This is a genomic window from Fusobacterium sp. FSA-380-WT-3A, from assembly GCF_012843705.1.
In the GTDB taxonomy this organism is placed as follows: domain Bacteria; phylum Fusobacteriota; class Fusobacteriia; order Fusobacteriales; family Fusobacteriaceae; genus Fusobacterium_B.
The window spans coordinates 1-17,445 of sequence record NZ_JABAFQ010000011.1; the positions used below are offsets into that span (position 1 = coordinate 1).

General features: G+C 28.1%; 16 protein-coding genes. All 16 read left to right on the forward strand.

Translation table 11 applies throughout. The features are described 5' to 3' along the window. The first annotated feature begins 105 nt into the window (after positions 1-105). The 16 genes from HF862_RS06995 (at position 106) to pheS (ending at position 17,437) form a co-directional block, all read left to right on the forward strand. A complete protein-coding gene (locus HF862_RS06995) occupies positions 106-1,386 on the forward strand; it encodes an ArsB/NhaD family transporter (protein ID WP_170187193.1) in 1,281 nt (426 codons plus the stop codon). Positions 1,387-1,396: 10 nt separating this feature from the next. After that, the gene (locus tag HF862_RS07000; RefSeq protein WP_170187194.1) at positions 1,397-2,194 is read left to right on the forward strand and encodes a nitroreductase family protein; all 798 of its coding nucleotides are present in this window, start codon (positions 1,397-1,399) and stop codon (positions 2,192-2,194) included. Continuing rightward, on the forward strand, positions 2,175-2,885 hold the full coding sequence (locus tag HF862_RS07005; RefSeq protein WP_170187195.1) for a biotin--[acetyl-CoA-carboxylase] ligase: 711 nt from the start codon (positions 2,175-2,177) through the stop codon (positions 2,883-2,885). Before HF862_RS07000 ends, HF862_RS07005 begins: the two co-directional genes overlap by 20 nt. 352 nt (positions 2,886-3,237) lie before the next feature. Continuing rightward, the gene (locus HF862_RS07010) at positions 3,238-4,032 is read left to right on the forward strand and encodes an ABC transporter ATP-binding protein (protein WP_170187196.1); all 795 of its coding nucleotides are present in this window, start codon (positions 3,238-3,240) and stop codon (positions 4,030-4,032) included. Between the two features lie 34 nt (positions 4,033-4,066). Then, complete coding sequence (gene ilvC, locus HF862_RS07015; protein WP_170187197.1) at positions 4,067-5,077, forward strand: ketol-acid reductoisomerase; 1,011 nt, start codon at positions 4,067-4,069, stop codon at positions 5,075-5,077. A gap of 12 nt (positions 5,078-5,089) precedes the next feature. Beyond that, positions 5,090-6,712: a dihydroxy-acid dehydratase gene (ilvD, locus tag HF862_RS07020; RefSeq protein WP_170187198.1), complete on the forward strand. Its 1,623-nt coding sequence runs from the start codon at positions 5,090-5,092 to the stop codon at positions 6,710-6,712. Between the two features lie 20 nt (positions 6,713-6,732). Continuing rightward, positions 6,733-8,379: a biosynthetic-type acetolactate synthase large subunit gene (gene ilvB, locus HF862_RS07025; RefSeq protein ID WP_170187199.1), complete on the forward strand. Its 1,647-nt coding sequence runs from the start codon at positions 6,733-6,735 to the stop codon at positions 8,377-8,379. A gap of 20 nt (positions 8,380-8,399) precedes the next feature. Further along, the gene (locus HF862_RS07030; RefSeq protein ID WP_170187200.1) at positions 8,400-8,621 is read left to right on the forward strand and encodes an ACT domain-containing protein; all 222 of its coding nucleotides are present in this window, start codon (positions 8,400-8,402) and stop codon (positions 8,619-8,621) included. A 111-nt stretch (positions 8,622-8,732) separates the two neighbouring features. Further along, a complete protein-coding gene (gene yaaA, locus HF862_RS07035) occupies positions 8,733-8,939 on the forward strand; it encodes a S4 domain-containing protein YaaA (protein ID WP_170187201.1) in 207 nt (68 codons plus the stop codon). Positions 8,940-8,961: 22 nt separating this feature from the next. Further along, on the forward strand, positions 8,962-10,050 hold the full coding sequence (locus HF862_RS07040) for a DNA replication/repair protein RecF (protein WP_170187202.1): 1,089 nt from the start codon (positions 8,962-8,964) through the stop codon (positions 10,048-10,050). Continuing rightward, positions 10,037-10,591: a DUF721 domain-containing protein gene (locus HF862_RS07045; RefSeq protein WP_170187203.1), complete on the forward strand. Its 555-nt coding sequence runs from the start codon at positions 10,037-10,039 to the stop codon at positions 10,589-10,591. The genes HF862_RS07040 and HF862_RS07045 overlap by 14 nt, the downstream gene beginning before the upstream one ends. A gap of 28 nt (positions 10,592-10,619) precedes the next feature. Further along, the gene (gyrB, locus tag HF862_RS07050; protein WP_170187204.1) at positions 10,620-12,524 is read left to right on the forward strand and encodes a DNA topoisomerase (ATP-hydrolyzing) subunit B; all 1,905 of its coding nucleotides are present in this window, start codon (positions 10,620-10,622) and stop codon (positions 12,522-12,524) included. Positions 12,525-12,544: 20 nt separating this feature from the next. Beyond that, positions 12,545-15,091 (forward strand): DNA gyrase subunit A, encoded by a 2,547-nt coding sequence (gyrA, locus tag HF862_RS07055; RefSeq protein ID WP_170187205.1) that lies wholly within the window; start codon positions 12,545-12,547, stop codon positions 15,089-15,091. Between the two features lie 35 nt (positions 15,092-15,126). Beyond that, positions 15,127-15,921, forward strand: coding sequence for a hypothetical protein (locus tag HF862_RS07060; protein ID WP_170187206.1), 795 nt, complete (start codon positions 15,127-15,129; stop codon positions 15,919-15,921). A gap of 17 nt (positions 15,922-15,938) precedes the next feature. Further along, the gene (locus HF862_RS07065; RefSeq protein ID WP_170187207.1) at positions 15,939-16,400 is read left to right on the forward strand and encodes a YfcE family phosphodiesterase; all 462 of its coding nucleotides are present in this window, start codon (positions 15,939-15,941) and stop codon (positions 16,398-16,400) included. Positions 16,401-16,417: 17 nt separating this feature from the next. Then, a complete protein-coding gene (gene pheS, locus HF862_RS07070) occupies positions 16,418-17,437 on the forward strand; it encodes a phenylalanine--tRNA ligase subunit alpha (protein WP_170187208.1) in 1,020 nt (339 codons plus the stop codon). Positions 17,438-17,445: the final 8 nt, after the last annotated feature.

Consider the following 17,445-nt stretch of genomic DNA (forward strand, 5'->3'; position numbering starts at 1 on the left):
TATATGTAGTAGAAAATGGAAAATTATATGGAGTAATAAGAAGATACGATATAATAAAAAAAGTACTACATATTTAATTTATACTTAATTTATATTGGAGGTAGAATGTTTTACTTAATTAGTGGAATGTTAATTTTTATATTAACATTTTATTTGATAATCACAGAAAAAGTTCCTAGTGCTTGGGCTACTATGTTAGGTGGACTAGTAATGTCATTAATAGGAATTTTAAATGAAGAGGAAGCTTTAAAAGCTGTTTATGAAAGATTAGAAATATTATTGTTATTAATAGGAATGATGATGATGGTATATATTATTTCAGAAACAGGAGTTTTTCAATGGTTTGCAATAAAAGTGGCTCAATTTACAAAAGGGGAGCCTTTTAGGTTGATAGTTATGTTATCAATAATAACAGCTCTATGTTCAGCATTTTTAGATAATGTAACAACAATTTTATTGATGTGTCCTATATCAATATTACTAGCTAACGAATTGAGAATAGACCCTTTTCCTTTTGTTATGACAGAGATAATGTCAGCTAATATAGGAGGATTATCAACTCTTATAGGGGATCCTACACAATTAATTATAGGCTCAGAAGGAGGACTAGGATTTAATGAATTTTTATTAAATACAGCTCCTATGGCTATTATTTCAATGATTATTTTACTAGGAAATGTTTATTTCTTTTATTTCAGAAAAGTGCATATATCAAGAGATTTAAAAGTAAGAATAATGGAAATGGATTCTAGTCGTTCTTTGAAAGATAAGAAAGTTTTAAAAATTTCAATGATAATATTTTTATTAGTTTTAGTTGGATTTGTATTAAATAATTTTATTAATAAAGGATTAGCAATAATTTCATTATCAGGAGCAATATTTTTGGTTGTTTTAACTAAAAAAGAACCAAAAGAGATATTAGAAAATGTAGAGTGGGAAACCTTGTTTTTCTTTATTGGGCTTTTTATGATGATAACAGGAGTTGAAAATTTACATATAATTGATTTTATTGGAAATAAACTTATCAAATTAACAGAAGGAAGTTTTAGTTTAGCCCTTATATCAATAACTTGGATTTCAGGATTTTTTACATCTATAATAGGAAATGTAGCTAATGCTGCTACTATTTCAAAAATAGTAAATGTAATGTTACCAGCTTTTCAAGATGAAACAAATATAAAAGGATTATGGTGGGCACTATCTTTTGGTTCTTGTTTAGGAGGGAATATGACAATGTTAGCTTCAGCTACTAATGTTGTAGCTGTAACAGCTTCTAAGAAAGCTGGTTGTAAAATAGATTTTGTAAAATTTTTAAAATTTGGAGCATCAATCTCTATTCAAACTTTAATAGTAGCAACAATATATTTGTTGGTAAGGTATAATTAGGAGGAAATTAATGAAAATAGAGGAGAATCTGACGAGTGAAATATTAAGAAGAACTTCAAGAAGGAAATTTACAGATGAAGAGATTACTGTTGAAGAAGAGGTAAAAATAGTAGAAGTACTGGATGAAATTAATGAGGAAAGAGGACTTAATTTTAAAGTAATTGTAAATGATGGTGATGAGATATTTGATGGTTTTGCTTCATATGGATTAATTAGAGGATGTAATTCTTATATAGCTCTTATAGGAGATTCTAAAGAAAAAAAGATAGCTGAGAAAATAGGTTTTTATGGAGAATATTTAGTTTTAAAACTTGTACAAATGGGATTTGGAACTTGTTGGGTTGGAGCCACTTATGACCATAATGAAATAAAAGAGGATATTAATTTAGATTATAGTGAAAGAATTTATTGTTTAATAGCCTTTGGAAAAACTATTTCAGATAAAAAAAATGGATTTGAAAAATTGGTTTCTTTGATAGGAAAAAAGAGAAAAGGTATTTATGAAATTTTTCCAAATATAAAAAAATTAGATAAAGAATCAGAAAAATGGGTAATGAAAGGAATTGAATTTGTTAGAAAAGCCCCTTCTGCCAGAAATAAACAACCTTGGACTTTTGATATTATAGAGAATGGAATTATTACAATTTCAGCTGAAGAAAATTTTGGATATGAAAAAATAGATATGGGTATAGCAATGCTTCATTTTCAACAAGGAGCTCAACTTTGTGGGTGTAAAGGTGAGTGGAGAAGAAGAAATGGAATATGGAGATTTTTGGTGGAGGAAAAAGATGAGAATACACAGATTTAAAGAGATAAACTCAACAAATACTTTTTTAAAAGAGTTACCAGAAAAAGATGAATATGAAGTAGCAATAGCTAGTACTCAAAATTCAGGAAGAGGGAGAAGAGGAAATTATTGGGCTTCAGAAGAAGGAGGAGCCTATTTTAGTTTTGTTTTAAAAGAAAAATCTGATATAGATATTTCTCAATACATGAAACTTCCATTGGTTGTAGGATATTCTCTTTTAAGAACTTTTGAAATATTAGAAAAAGATTTGGATTTTAAATTTAAATGGACAAATGATATTTATATAAATAATAAAAAAATAAGTGGTATTTTAGTTGAAAAAAATAGAGAAGATTTTATTATTGGTATAGGAATAAACTTAAATAATAAAATAACAGGAGAAGTAGCTTCTAGAGGATGTTCTTTAAGTGATATAACTAAAAAACAATATGATATTGAAGAGGTTATTTTTAAAGTAATAGAAGATTTTAAGGAAAATATTAACTATTATTTAAGTGGTAATTGGAATGAAATTTTAAATTATCTAAATACTAAAAATTATCTCTTGGATAAGCATATAAAAATAGATTTAAGAAATGGAAATCAAAAGAATGGAATTGCTAAAGAGATAGATAATAGTGGTGAAATGATAATAGAGATTAATGGAAAAAGAGAGAAATTTTCTATAGGAGAAATACATATATCTAAATAAAGAATATATAAAAACAATACAATAAATATATTTTTTATATTTTACTTTATATTAAAATTTTGGTAAACTTATCACAAATAAAAATGAAAGGAAAAATTTAAAAATGACATTAATGCAAAATACTATAATAATAAGCATAATATCAATAATAATTATTAGTATAATAATTAAGAATAATCCATTGGATTTACTTAAAACTACTAATAATATTTTTGTGCTACCAAAGAAATTATGCTTAAGTAGGTTTGCATAGTTTGTATTGATAGAATAAAAATAGTTTAGAAGTGATTAAGAGATTCAATGGAAATACATTGAATCTCTTTTTTTATACAAATTTTAATGAGGAATGCTTATGGACAGAAAAGAGATATTAAGTTTTAAAGATATAACTTTTATAAGAGAGGGAAGAAAAATACTTACAGGAATAGATTGGGTTATAAAAGAGAATGAGATGTGGGTATTATTAGGACTTAATGGAACAGGAAAATCAACACTTCTTAGTATGATACCAGCTTATACTTTTCCAACAAAAGGAGATTTCTGGGTATTTGGAAATAAGTTTGGAAATTATGCTTGGCCTAAAATAAGAAAAAAATTAGGTTTTGTAAGTTCAAATTTAAAGATATTTTCAGGAACATTAAATAATCAAACAGTTGAAAAAGTAATATTATCAGGAAAATATAATACCATTGGAATATATGATGAAATAAATGAAAATGATATAGAAAAAGGAAAAGAATTATTAAGAGATTTTAATTTAGAACATTTAAAAAATAAAAAATATGAAGTTTTATCACAAGGAGAACAAAGAAAAGTTTTATTATCAAGAGCTTTTATGGCAAATCCAGAATTGTTAATTTTAGATGAACCTTGCTCAGGGTTAGATTTAAAATCAAGAGAATATTATTTAAAAACTCTTGGAAAAACAATAAAAGAAAAAAGAGTTCCCCTTATATATGTAACTCATCAAATAGATGAGATTATACCAGAAATAACTCATGTGGCTATTTTAGGAAATGATGGAAAAATGTTAGTTACAGGAAAAAAAGAAGAAGTATTAACGGAAGAAAATTTATTTAGATTATATGGAATCAAAGTAAAGATTTTATGGGAAGAAAATAGACCTTGGTTAATAGTAAAAAATTAAAATAATAAAAATAAAAAATTTAGGAGGAATAAAGATGGCAGGAAATATTTTAGGAACAACAGTATATTATGATGTGGATTGTAATTTAGATAAATTGGTAGGAAAAAAAATAACAGTAGTTGGATATGGGTCACAAGGACATGCCCACTCATTAAATTTAAAAGAGAATGGAATGGATGTTACAATCGGTTTAAGAAAAGGTTCGAAATCTTGGGCAGTAGCTGAGGAAGCTGGATTTACAGTAAAAGAAACTGGAGAATCTGTAAAAGATGCTGATGTAGTAATGATTCTTACTCCAGATGAAACACAAGCTGACACATATAAAAATGAGATTGAGCCAAATCTAAAAAAGGGAGTATATTTAGGATTTGGACATGGTTTCAACATTCATTTTAATAAAATTCAACCAACAGAAGATGTAAATGTATTTATGGTAGCACCTAAGGGGCCAGGACATTTAGTAAGAAGAACTTTCCAAGAGGGAAGAGGGGTTCCTTGTTTAGTAGCTGTAAAACAAGACCCTAGTGGAGATACAAAAGAAGTGGCTTTAGCTTGGGCTAGTGGAATTGGTGGAGGAAGGTCAGGAATTCTAGAAACTACATTTAAACAAGAAACAGAAACAGATTTGTTTGGAGAACAAGCAGTATTATGTGGAGGAGTAACAGCACTTATTCAAACAGGATTTGAAGTTTTAACAAAAGCTGGGTATGACCCAGTAAATGCTTATTTTGAATGTTTACATGAGATGAAATTAATAGTAGATTTGATTTATGAAGGAGGTTTCACAAAGATGAGACATTCAATCTCTAACACAGCTGAGTATGGAGATTTCCTAACAGGACCAAAAATTATTACAGAGGATACAAGAAAAGCTATGGAAGATGTATTAAAAGATATTCAATCTGGAAAATTTGCTGATGAATTTCTAGCTGATTCTAAAGCTGGACAAGTATTTTTAAATAAGAAAAGAGAAGAAGCTAGAGAACATGATATAGAAAAAGTAGGAAAAGAACTTAGAAAATTAATGTCTTGGATTGAAAAATAAGGAGAGAATTATATGAGAAGTGATGAGGTTAAATATGGGGCTAAAAGGGCCCCTCATAGGTCTTTATTAAGAGCCTTAGGAATTACAGAAGAGGAGTCAAGAAAACCAATAATAGGAATAGCTAGTTCTTTTAATGAGATAGTTCCAGGACATATGCATTTAAAAACAATAGTGGAAGCTGTAAAAGCTGGAGTTAGAACAGCTGGTGGTTTACCAATGGAATTTAATACAATAGCTGTATGTGATGGATTAGCTATGAATCATGAGGGGATGAAATATTCTTTAGTTACAAGAGAAATTGTGGCTGACTCTATTGAGGCCACAGGAATGGCAATGCCTTTTGATGCTATGGTATTTATTCCAAGTTGTGATAAAGTAGTACCAGGAATGTTAATGGCAGCAGCTAGATTAAATATTCCATCAATATTTGTAAGTGGTGGACCAATGTTAGCTGGAAAATTTAGAAATAAAAAAATTGGTTTAAGTGATTTATTTGAATATATTGGAGAATATGAAAAAGGTATTTTATCAGAAGAAGAACTAATAGAATCTGAAAATAGTGCTTGTCCAACATGTGGGTCATGTTCAGGAATGTATACAGCTAATACAATGAATTGTTTAACAGAGGCTTTAGGAATGGCTTTACCAGGAAATGGAACAATTCCAGCTGTATATTCAAAAAGACTTCTTTTAGCAAAACTTACAGGAATGCAAATTATGAAAGTTTTAGAAAAAGATTTAAGACCATCAGATATAATGACAAAAGATGGATTTTATAATGCTTTAAGAGTTGATATGGCTTTAGGTGGTTCTACAAATACAGCCTTACATCTTTGTGAAATTGCAAAAAATATGAGAGTTGATATAAATTTAGATGATTTCCAAAAAGCTTCTCAAGAAACTCCACAACTTTGTAAACTTTCTCCATCAGGAAAAGATTTTATAGAAGATTTAGATGAGGCTGGAGGAATTTTAGGAGTTATGAAAAGATTAAATGAATTAAATTTAGTAAATCCAACTCCTACAGTTTCTTTAAAGACTCAAAAAGAATTGATAGAAAAAGTAGTGGTAAAAGATAATAATGTAATAAGAGAGGTAACAAATCCATATAATACTACTGGAGGATTAACAGTTCTTAGAGGAAATATAGCTAAAGAGGGTTCTATAGTAAAATCAGCTGGAGTATTAAAGGAGATGTTAATTCATTCAGGACCAGCTAGAGTATTTAATTCAGAAGAGGAAGCAGTAGAAGCTATATATGGAAATAAAATAAAAAGTGGAGATGTAGTTGTAATAAAATATGAAGGGATAAAAGGTGGACCTGGAATGAGGGAAATGCTTACTCCAACTTCAGCAATAGCTGGAATGAAGTTAGATAAAGAGGTGGCATTAATAACAGATGGAAGATTTTCTGGGGCTACAAGAGGAGCTTCAATAGGACATGTTAGTCCAGAAGCTGCTTTAGGTGGAGAGATAGGAATAGTGGAAGAGGGAGATATAATTGATATTGATATTCCTAATGGTAAATTAAATGTAAGGCTTAGTGATGAAGAGATAGAGGAAAGAAAGAAAAAATTTAACCCTATATTAAAAGAAAATAATAGTACATGTTTGAAAAGATTTAGAGAAATGTAAAGAGGATTAGAGGTGCTTTTATGAAAATTACAGGAGCTAGAATTTTATTAGAAGTTTTAAAAAGAGAGGGAGTAGATACAATATTTGGATATCCTGGAGGGAAGGTAATTCCAATATATAATGAGCTATTTGACTTTGAAGGAATAAGACATATATTTACAAGACATGAACAAGGGGCCAGTCATAGTGCTGATGGTTATGCTAGAGCTACTGGAAAAGTTGGAGTATGTTTATCTACTTCAGGTCCTGGAGCTACAAATTTAGTAACAGGAATAATGACAGCTTTTATGGATTCTATTCCTCTTTTAGCAATAACAGGGCAGGTTGGAACTAAAGAAATTGGAACAGATGGATTTCAAGAGTCTGACATAATGGAAATAACAATGCCTATAACAAAACATAACTTTTTAATAAGAAGTATTGAAGAAATAGTTCCTGTAGTGAAAGAAGCAATCTATTTAACATTAGAAGGAAGACAAGGTCCTGTACTTATAGATTTTCCTTCAGATATTCAAACATTGACTATGGAAGTAGAAAAATTTGAAGAATTATACAAAAAAGATATAAAAAAATTTCCTAAAGAAGAGTTAGATTCAGTAGATGAAATAGTGGAAATAATAAATTCTAGTAAGAGACCTTTAATTTTAGCTGGTGGAGGATGTAAAAAAAGTAAAGATGAATTAAGAAAATTTGCAGAAAAAATAAATTCTCCAATAGCTTTTACTCTAATGGGATTGGGAATTTTAAATCATAGATTATCTTTAGGAATGTTAGGAATGCATGGAAGTGTTTCAGCCAACTTAGCTGTTACAGAGGCTGATGTACTAATAGCCTTAGGAATGAGATTTGATGATAGAGTGACCTGTAATTTAGAAACTTTTGCTCCTAATGCTAAAGTAATACATGTAGATATTGATTATGCTGAAATAAATAAAAATAAACAATGTACTCATCTAGTGGGAGATGTAAAAGAAGTTTTAGAAAAAATTACTTTTCTCGTAAATAAAAAAGAATTTTCTTACTGGAATGAAAAGGTTGAAAATTGGAAAGAACAAAATCCTTTTACTTATGAGAAAGATTCAGAAGTTATAAAACCTCAAGAAGTAATTGAAGAGGTAAGTAATTTAATGAAAGATGCTATTGTGGTTACTGATGTAGGTCAACATCAAATGTGGACAGCTCAATTTTATGATTTACACAATCCACTTTGTACTTCTGGTGGTGGAGGAACAATGGGATTTGGACTTCCAGCTGCTATAGGGGCAAAAATTGGAAGACCTGATAAAAATGTAGTGGCTATTGTCGGAGATGGGGGAATTCAAATGACATCTCAGGAATTAATGACAGTATTTCAATATAAAGTACCAATTAAAATAATAATTATTAATAATTCATATTTAGGAATGGTTAGACAATGGCAAGAATTATTCTATGATAAAAGATATTCTTCAGTAGATATGCATTGTAATCCTGATTTTGTTTTATTAGGTCAAGCTTATGGGATAAAATCTATAAGGGTTGAAAAGCCAAAAGATTTAAGAAGAATTTTAGAAGAAAATTTATTTACAGATGAACCTGTATTATTTGATGTAAAGGTTGCTGAAGAGGAAAATGTTTTTCCAATGGTTCCAGCAAAAGGAAACTTAGATGAAATGATTTTGAAATAGATAGAAGGAGGTATATAATTATGACAACACTTTATATAAAAGCGAGATATACACCATGGACATTAAGTAGATTAATGGGACTTACAAGTAGGTTAGGAATTTTAATAAGAAATATATCTCTTGATGTTGAAGAAAAGGATTCAACAATATCTATTTCTTTTGAAGAGGAATTAAGTAAATCCACTCATTTAAAAAAACAAATAGAAAGATTAGTAGATGTATTTGAAGTAAAAGAAGCGTAAAAAAGACAGAGTTATCTGTCTTTTTTTTATTTATACTATATTCAAAATTTGAAAAAATTAGCGATTTATGATAAAATATAGAGTAAATTAAAATTTTTTAAGGAGAAAAATATGGAAAAAATTGCTATAAATACAGAATTTATAAAATTAGACCAATTTTTAAAATGGGTTGGAATTGCTGAAACAGGTTCTCATGCAAAAGATATGATAGCTGAAGAACAAGTAAAAGTAAATGGAGAAGTAGAAACTAGAAGAGGAAAAAAATTATATCCAGGAGATAAAGTAGAAGCTCTTGGAAAAATATTTGTTATAGAATAATAGAAATTTAAGAGGTGAAACTTTGAAAATTCTAGAAATAAATTATGTAAATTTTAGAAATTTAATAGATAGAAATGTAAAATTTTCTCCTAAAATAAATTTATTTCTAGGAAAAAATGGACAAGGAAAAACTTCTATAATTGAGGCTATATATTTTAGTGCTACAGGGAAAAGTTTTAGGACAGCCAAAAATTTAGAAATGATAAAACATGGAAAAAATAAAGTTGGTTGTTATATAGAATATGAAGATAGAATTAATAAAAAAAATCTGAGCATAAAAATAGATAGTTTAAAGAAAGAGTATTCTTCAAATAAAAAAAAGATACCTTATGATGAATTTTATGGAAAAGTAAATGTTATTTCATTTATTCCAGAGGATATAGAGCTTATAGTCGGAACTCCATCAGTCAGAAGAAAATTTTTTGATGGTGAAATTTCACAAGGAAGTGAAGAATATTTTAAAAATCTTAAGGAATATAATAAGCTTTTAAAAATTAGAAATAAATATTTAAAAGAGGGAAATTATAAAAATGAAATGTTCTCCATATATCAAGAAGAGTTTATAAAATATGGAGCGAGATTAATAAAAAAAAGATTAGAGTATATAAAAAATATTTCTATAATTTTAAATTTAAATTATAGAAAACTTTTTGATAATAAAAAAGAGTTATCTTTGAAATATAGTTCTTTTTTAGGAGAAATAAAAAAAATAGATTTAAAATATATAGAAGATTTATTTAGAGAGAAAATAAAAGAGGAATTTTTTAAAGAGATAAGATATGGATATTCTAATGTTGGCCCTCAAAAAGATGATTTTATATTTTTATTAGATGGTAGAGAAGCAAAATCATTTTCATCTCAAGGGGAAAAGAAATCTATAATATTTTCTTTAAAACTTTCAGAAATTGATATGATATTAAAAGAAAAAAAAGAAAATCCAATATTTCTAATAGATGATGTGTCTTCTTATTTTGATTCTATTAGAAAAGAAAATATTTTAGATTATTTGAAAAAAAGAGATATACAAGTAATTATAACCTCAACAGATAAAATGGACATAGAAGCTCAGATTTTTTATGTAAAAGCAGGAGAAATTTATGAGAATTGTTGATATGGAAGGGATGATAGAAGAAGCTATGAAAAAGAGTAAAACTCTTAGGATAGCTATACTTATTGGAAGTTGGGAAGAAATTGTTGGAAAGTTTTATAAAGTATCAGAAATAATAGGTTTTAAAGATGATGTTTTATATATAAAGGTAGAAAGTTCATCATATTTACATTATATGAATGGTAAAAAAGTAGAATATATAGAAAAGATTAATCAATTTTTAGGAAATGAATATATAAAAAATATTGTTTTTAAAATAGGTAAGATAAATATAGAATATAAATTTCAATTAGAAAAAATAAAAAAAGAGTTTCAAGAAACAAAAGATGAAAAAATAATAATACCAGAAAAATTTGAGGTTGAAAATAAATCAATAGAAGATAGTATAAAATATTTAAAAAGATTATCAAAAAATAGAGAAAAAATACTTTTAGAAAAAGGATATAAAAAATGTAATATATGTGGAAGTATTTTTTTAGGTAGTGGAAATATATGTGACAGTTGTAGAGGAATTCCAATACAGACAGTAATTAATAAAAATTAAAAGTTTTAATATAAATTTGGAGGGAAAAATGAGTAATTATCAAGCAGAAAATATTACGGTCCTAGAAGGGTTAGAAGCAGTTAGAAAAAGACCAGGGATGTATATAGGAACAACATCAGAGAGGGGATTACACCATCTTGTTTGGGAAATTGTAGATAACTCAATAGATGAAGCTTTGGCAGGATATTGTAATAAGATTATAGTAAATGTTCTTCCAAATAATATAATCGAAGTTATAGATAATGGAAGAGGGATTCCAACAGGTATGCATCCTAAATATGGAAAGTCAGCTTTAGAAATAGTTCTTACAGTACTTCATGCTGGAGGAAAGTTTGAAAATGATAACTATAAAGTATCAGGAGGACTTCATGGAGTTGGAGTTTCAGTAGTTAATGCTTTATCAGAATGGCTTGAGGTAGAAGTAAAAAGAGATGGAAAAATCTGGTTTCAAAGGTATGATAGAGGAAAACCAGAAGAAGATGTAAAAATAATAGGAGAAGCTAGTGAAACAGGAACTAAAGTTACTTTTAAAGCAGATGGAGAGATATTTGAAACTTTAATTTATAGTTATGAGACATTAGAAACAAGATTAAAAGAATTAGCATATTTAAATAAAGGTCTTAGAATAGAATTAAATGATAAGAGAAAAGACCCTATAAAGAGTGCTGAACTAGAATTTCAAGGTGGAATTATTGATTATATAAAAGATGTAGAAAGTGATTCTATAAAACTTATAAAAGAACCTATATATATGTCTGGAGAAGCTGATGGAGTTATATTTGAAGCTGTAATGCTTTATAATACAAATCAAAGAGAAACTATATATTCATTTGTAAATAATATTCATACTCATGAGGGAGGAACTCATGTAAGTGGATATAAAGTAGCTCTTACAAGAGTCATTAACGATTTAGGTAAAGCAATGGGTTACTTAAAAGATAAAGATGGAAAATTACAAGGTAGTGATATTAGAGAGGGCTTAACTGCTATAGTTTCTGTAAAAATTCCTCAACCACAATTTGAAGGACAAACAAAAACTAAATTAGGGAACTCAGAAGTTACAGGAGTAGTATCTTCAATAGTAGGAAACCAATTAAAAATGTATTTAGAAGATAATCCTTCAGATATGAAAGTTATAATTGATAAAGTTTTAAGTTCAAAAAAAGCTAGAGAGGCAGCTCAAAAGGCTAGAGAGCTTGTATTAAGAAAATCAGCTTTAGAAGTTGGTTCATTACCAGGAAAATTAGCAGATTGTTCTTCAAAAAATCCAGAGGAATGTGAAATATATATAGTAGAGGGAGATTCTGCTGGAGGGTCAGCAAAACAAGGAAGAGACAGAAGATTCCAAGCTATATTACCTCTTAGAGGAAAAATATTAAATGTTGAGAAAGCAGGACTTCATAAGGCATTAGAAAATAGTGAAATCAGGTCTATGATTACAGCTTTTGGAACAGGAATTGGAGATAATTTTGATATAAATAAATTAAGATATGGAAAGATAGTTATAATGACAGACGCTGATGTTGATGGAGCTCATATTAGAACATTACTTTTAACATTCTTCTATAGATATTTAGTAGATTTATTACATGATGGACATATTTATATAGCACAACCACCATTATATAAAATTTCATCAGGAAAATCTATTCAATATGCTTATACAGATAAACAATTAAAAGAAATCCAAATAAAAATGGATGGAGAAAATAAAAAATATACATTACAAAGATATAAAGGTCTTGGAGAGATGAATCCAGAACAATTATGGGAAACAACAATGGACCCAGATGTTAGAACTTTCTATCAAGTTAAAGTAGATGATGCTAGAGAAGCTGACTTAATCTTTGACAAACTAATGGGAGATAAAGTAGAACCAAGAAGAGAATTTATAGAAGCTCATGCAGAGTTTGTTAAGAATTTAGATATTTAATTAGGAGGAAATAGGTAGAAATGTCTAATATTATAGATAGATATGTAGAAGAAGAAATGAAACAATGTTACTTAGATTACTCAATGAGTGTAATCGTAAGTAGAGCAATACCAGATGTAAGAGATGGATTAAAACCTGTACATAGAAGAATACTTTATGCTATGAATGAATTAGGTATGACACATGATAAACCTTTCAAGAAATGTGCAAGAATTGTTGGAGAGGTTTTAGGTAAATATCATCCTCATGGAGACAGTGCTGTATATGGAGCTATGGTAAGAATGGCTCAAGATTTTAACTATAGATATGAACTTGTAGATGGACATGGAAACTTTGGTTCTATAGATGGTGACGGAGCAGCTGCCATGAGATATACTGAGGCTAGAATGGCTAAGATAAGTGATGAAATTCTAGCTGATATAGATAAAGATACCATAGATTTTAGAAAAAACTTTGATGATTCATTAGATGAGCCTGTGGTTTTACCAGCAAAAATTCCAAATCTATTATTAAATGGAACTGTTGGAATAGCTGTTGGAATGGCTACAAATATCCCTCCTCATAATTTAGGAGAATTAGTAGATGGAACTTTAGCTTTAATAGACAATAGAGATATAACTCCATTAGAACTTGTAGATTATATTCCTGGACCAGATTTTCCTACTGGAGGAATAATCAATGGTAAAAAAGGAATAATAGATGCTTATACAAAAGGAAGAGGAAAAATACAATTAAGAGCGAAAATTAAAATAGAAGATGCTTCAAATGGAAAACAAGCTATAATTGTAAACGAAATTCCTTATCAAATAAATAAATCTGCTCTAATAGAAAGAATTGCTTTATTAGTTAAAGAGAAAAAAATTACTGGAATTTCTGATTTAAGAGATGAATCAGATAGAGATGGAATAAGAATAGTTATTGAATTGAAAAAAGGTGAAGAACCTGAAATCATCTTAAATAAATTATATAAATATACAGAACTTCAAACTTCTTTTGGAGTAATAATGTTAGCTTTAGTAAATAATGTACCTAAAGTTTTGAATCTTAAAGAAGTTTTAGAGGAGTATGTAAAACATAGATTTGAAATAATAACTAGAAGAACAAGATTTGAATTAGATAAAGCTGAAAAAAGAGACCATATTTTACAAGGATTTAGAATAGCTTTAGAAAATATAGATAGAATAATAGAACTTATCAAAAATTCATCTGATGGAAATACAGCTAAAGAAGCTTTAATGAGTAAATATGCTTTTACAGATATTCAAGCAAGATCTATTATGGATATGAAATTACAAAGATTAACAGGTCTTGAAAGAGAAAAAATAGAGCAAGAATTCCAAGAATTAGAAAGAAAAATTAAAGAATATAAAGAAATTTTAGCTGATGAACAAAAAATATATGATATAATGAAGCAAGAATTAATCGAAATAAAAGAGAAATATAATGATGATAGAAGAACATTGATAGAAGACGAAAGAAAAGATATTGATGTTGAAGATTTAATAAAAGATGAAAAAGTTTTATTAACTATAACAAATAAAGGTTATGTAAAAAGAATAGGTATAGATAATTATAAAGCTCAAAAAAGAGGTGGAAGAGGAGTATCTAGTCAAAATACAATAGAAGATGATTTTGTTGAAGACATGTTTGTGATGAATAATCTAGATACTGTGATGATATTCACTGATAAAGGTAGAGTTTATAGAATGAAAGCTTATGAAGTACCTGAAACATCAAAACAATCTAGAGGAAAATTAATAAGTAATATAATCAATTTCCAAGAGGATGAAAAACCAGCTTTTATTATAAAAGTAAGAGAATTTTCTGAAAAGAAAGAAGTTATTTTTGTAACTAGAGATGGAACTATCAAGAAAACAAACTTAATGGAATATGCTAATATCAATAGTAATGGTAAAATAGCTATCAATTTTAGAGAGGGAGATGGCTTAGTATTTGCTGGATTAATAAGAAAAGAATCAGACCAATTATTTATAGCGACTAAATTAGGATATTCAATTAGAATGGAATTAAATGAAGTAAGAAGTATTTCTAGGTCAGCTATAGGAGTAAAAGGAATAAATTTAAGAGAGGGAGATAGTGTAGTATCAGCTCTTTTAATAACAGACCCAGAAAATGAAACTATTCTTACAGTAACTTCAAATGGATTTGGAAAAAGGTCAAGAGTAGTAGAATATACAACTCAAAACAGAGGTGGAAAAGGAATTATAAACTTTAAACTTACTTCAAAAACAGGCGAAATCATAGGGGTTAAACCTGTAAAAGAAGATGAAGAAATCATGGCAATAAATTCTTCAGGGGTAGTTATCAGAACATCAGTAGAATCTATAGCTGTTCATGGAAGAGCTACTTCAGGAGTTAAAATAATGAAAACTGATGAAGATACAAAAGTTGTTGCAGTTGTTAAAGTAAAAAGTGAAAAGGATGAAGAGAGAATAATTTCAGAAGAAGAACAAGAAAATTTAGAAAATGTAAATGAAAAAATAGAAGAAGTTAAGTCTGAAGACAATCTATTTAAAACTTTTGACAACGAAGATGAAGAGATGTAATATTAATCAGTTTATAGCAATTAAGGAGGTTTTTTATGATAAAAAATGTACTTTTAGTTTTAGGAAATGGTTATAACAGAAAAAATCTTATAGACAGTGCTATTTATTTAAGGGATAATTTTGGTTTTAAAATAAGACCTTTCCATGTAAGAGATGTAAGAAAAAAAGAATTTTTACCAAATGCAGTAGACGGAATTATGTTAGAACCAATGTTAGCTGGTATCAGTAAAGAATGGAATGCTTTTGAAGAGAGAGAAATAGAAAAAATAAAAGCTGAATTAAAAGAAAATGGAATAGATGCAGAATTAGAAGTTCAATTTGGAATAACTCCAGAAGTTGTTATACAAGAGTTAAAAAAATCAGATATGTTACTGATTGAAAAAGAAGAAAGATTCACAGAAGATTTAGTGGTTTTAATGAAAAGATTCTATAAACCTATAATAGTTGTGAGAGATAAAGCTCTTAAACTTGATAAAATAGCTGTAGCTAATGATGATGGAACAAAAGTTAATAAAAGTTTCCAAAGATTTAGTAATATCTTTCCACATATAGAAGAGATAAAATCTTTTGAATTAGTTGATTCATTAGAGGAAGATCCAGAAGAAGAGAAAAAAGAAAATTATCTTAATACATTTATGGAAGGAAAAGGAATAAAAGTTGAATCTGTAAAACTATTGAAATCAGATTCAGATGCCTTTTTACAAATTTGTAAAGAGGAAGATATTTTAATAATGGGTAACTTAAGTAATTCATATTTATATGAAAAATTAACAAAAAGAGTTGGAATAAAAATTATGGAACAAGCTGAAACAACATTGTTTATAGCTTAATTTAGTAAGGAAGAAAAATGAAAATATTAGTGATATCAGATGTTCATGGTTGTTTTGAAAGATTATACAGAATAATAAAAATGGAAAATCCTGAAATGGTTTTATTTTCTGGAGATGGTTATGAAGATGTAGTAGATATGGAATATGCCTTCCCTGAGATAAAATTTATTTGTGCAAGAGGAAATTGTGACTATAATAGCTCTTTTAAAGATGAAGAATTTGTAGAAATTGACAATAGAAAGTTTTTTATAACTCATGGACATATTTATGGAGTAAAAAGAAACTATTTTCAAATAGAAGTGAGAGCAAAAGAGATTGGAGCAGATTTAGTAATTTTTGGTCACACTCATTCTCCTTATTTAAGAGAAAAAGAAGAAGTTGTATATTTTAACCCTGGAGCTGTCTTATGTGGCAGCTATGGGGTTATTACTATAAATGAAGACAAAAATATAAAATTAATTCATAAAGAAGTTAAATAATCTTTAGGGGAGGCAAAATGAAAGAAAAATTATCTTTGCTTAAAGCACAAGCAAAAGAAGAAATTTTACAATTAAATACTTTACAAGAAGTAGAAGATTTTAGAGTAAAGTATTTAGGAAAAAAAGGGCTTATAACAGAAATTTCTAAAGGGATGAAAAATCTTTCTTCTGAGGAGAGACCTGTAATAGGACAATTATTAAATGAAATTAGAGAAGAGATTACTAATTTTATAGAATCTAAAAGAGAAGAAATAACAAAAGCATTAAAAGAGAAACAACTAAAAGAGGAAGTAATAGACATAACTCTTTCAGGAAAAAAAGTAGAATTAGGAAGACTTCATCCATTGACAGAAACAGCTAATTTATTAAAGAAAATAGCTATGGACATGGGATTTGATGTAGCAGATGGACCTGAAATAGAGCTTGTAAAATATAATTTTGATGCTTTAAATATTCCAGAATCTCATCCATCAAGAGATATAACTGATACTTTCTATATATCTGATGAAGTTTGTTTAAGAACTCAAACTTCTCCAGTACAAATAAGATATATGTTAGAGAAAAAACCACCATTTAGAATGGTATGTGTAGGAAAAGTTTATAGACCAGATTATGATGTATCTCATACACCAATGTTCCATCAGATGGAAGGATTAATGGTTGGAAAAGATATATCTTTTGCAAACTTAAAAGCTATACTTACTACATTTATGGAAAAAGTATTTGGAGAAAATACTAAAGTTAGATTTAGACCTCACTTTTTCCCATTTACAGAACCAAGTGCTGAAATGGATGTTGAATGTGTAATATGTAAAGGAAAAGGATGTAGAGTTTGTAAAAATAGTGGTTGGTTAGAAATTATGGGTTGTGGAATGGTTGACCCAGAGGTTTTAAAAGCTGTTGGTTATAATCCAGATGAAGTTTCAGGGTTTGCGTTTGGTATGGGAATAGAAAGAATAACTATGTTAAGACATGGTATAGATGACTTAAGAGCATTCTTTGAAAACGATACAAGATTTTTAAAACAATTTAAATAAGGGAGTGA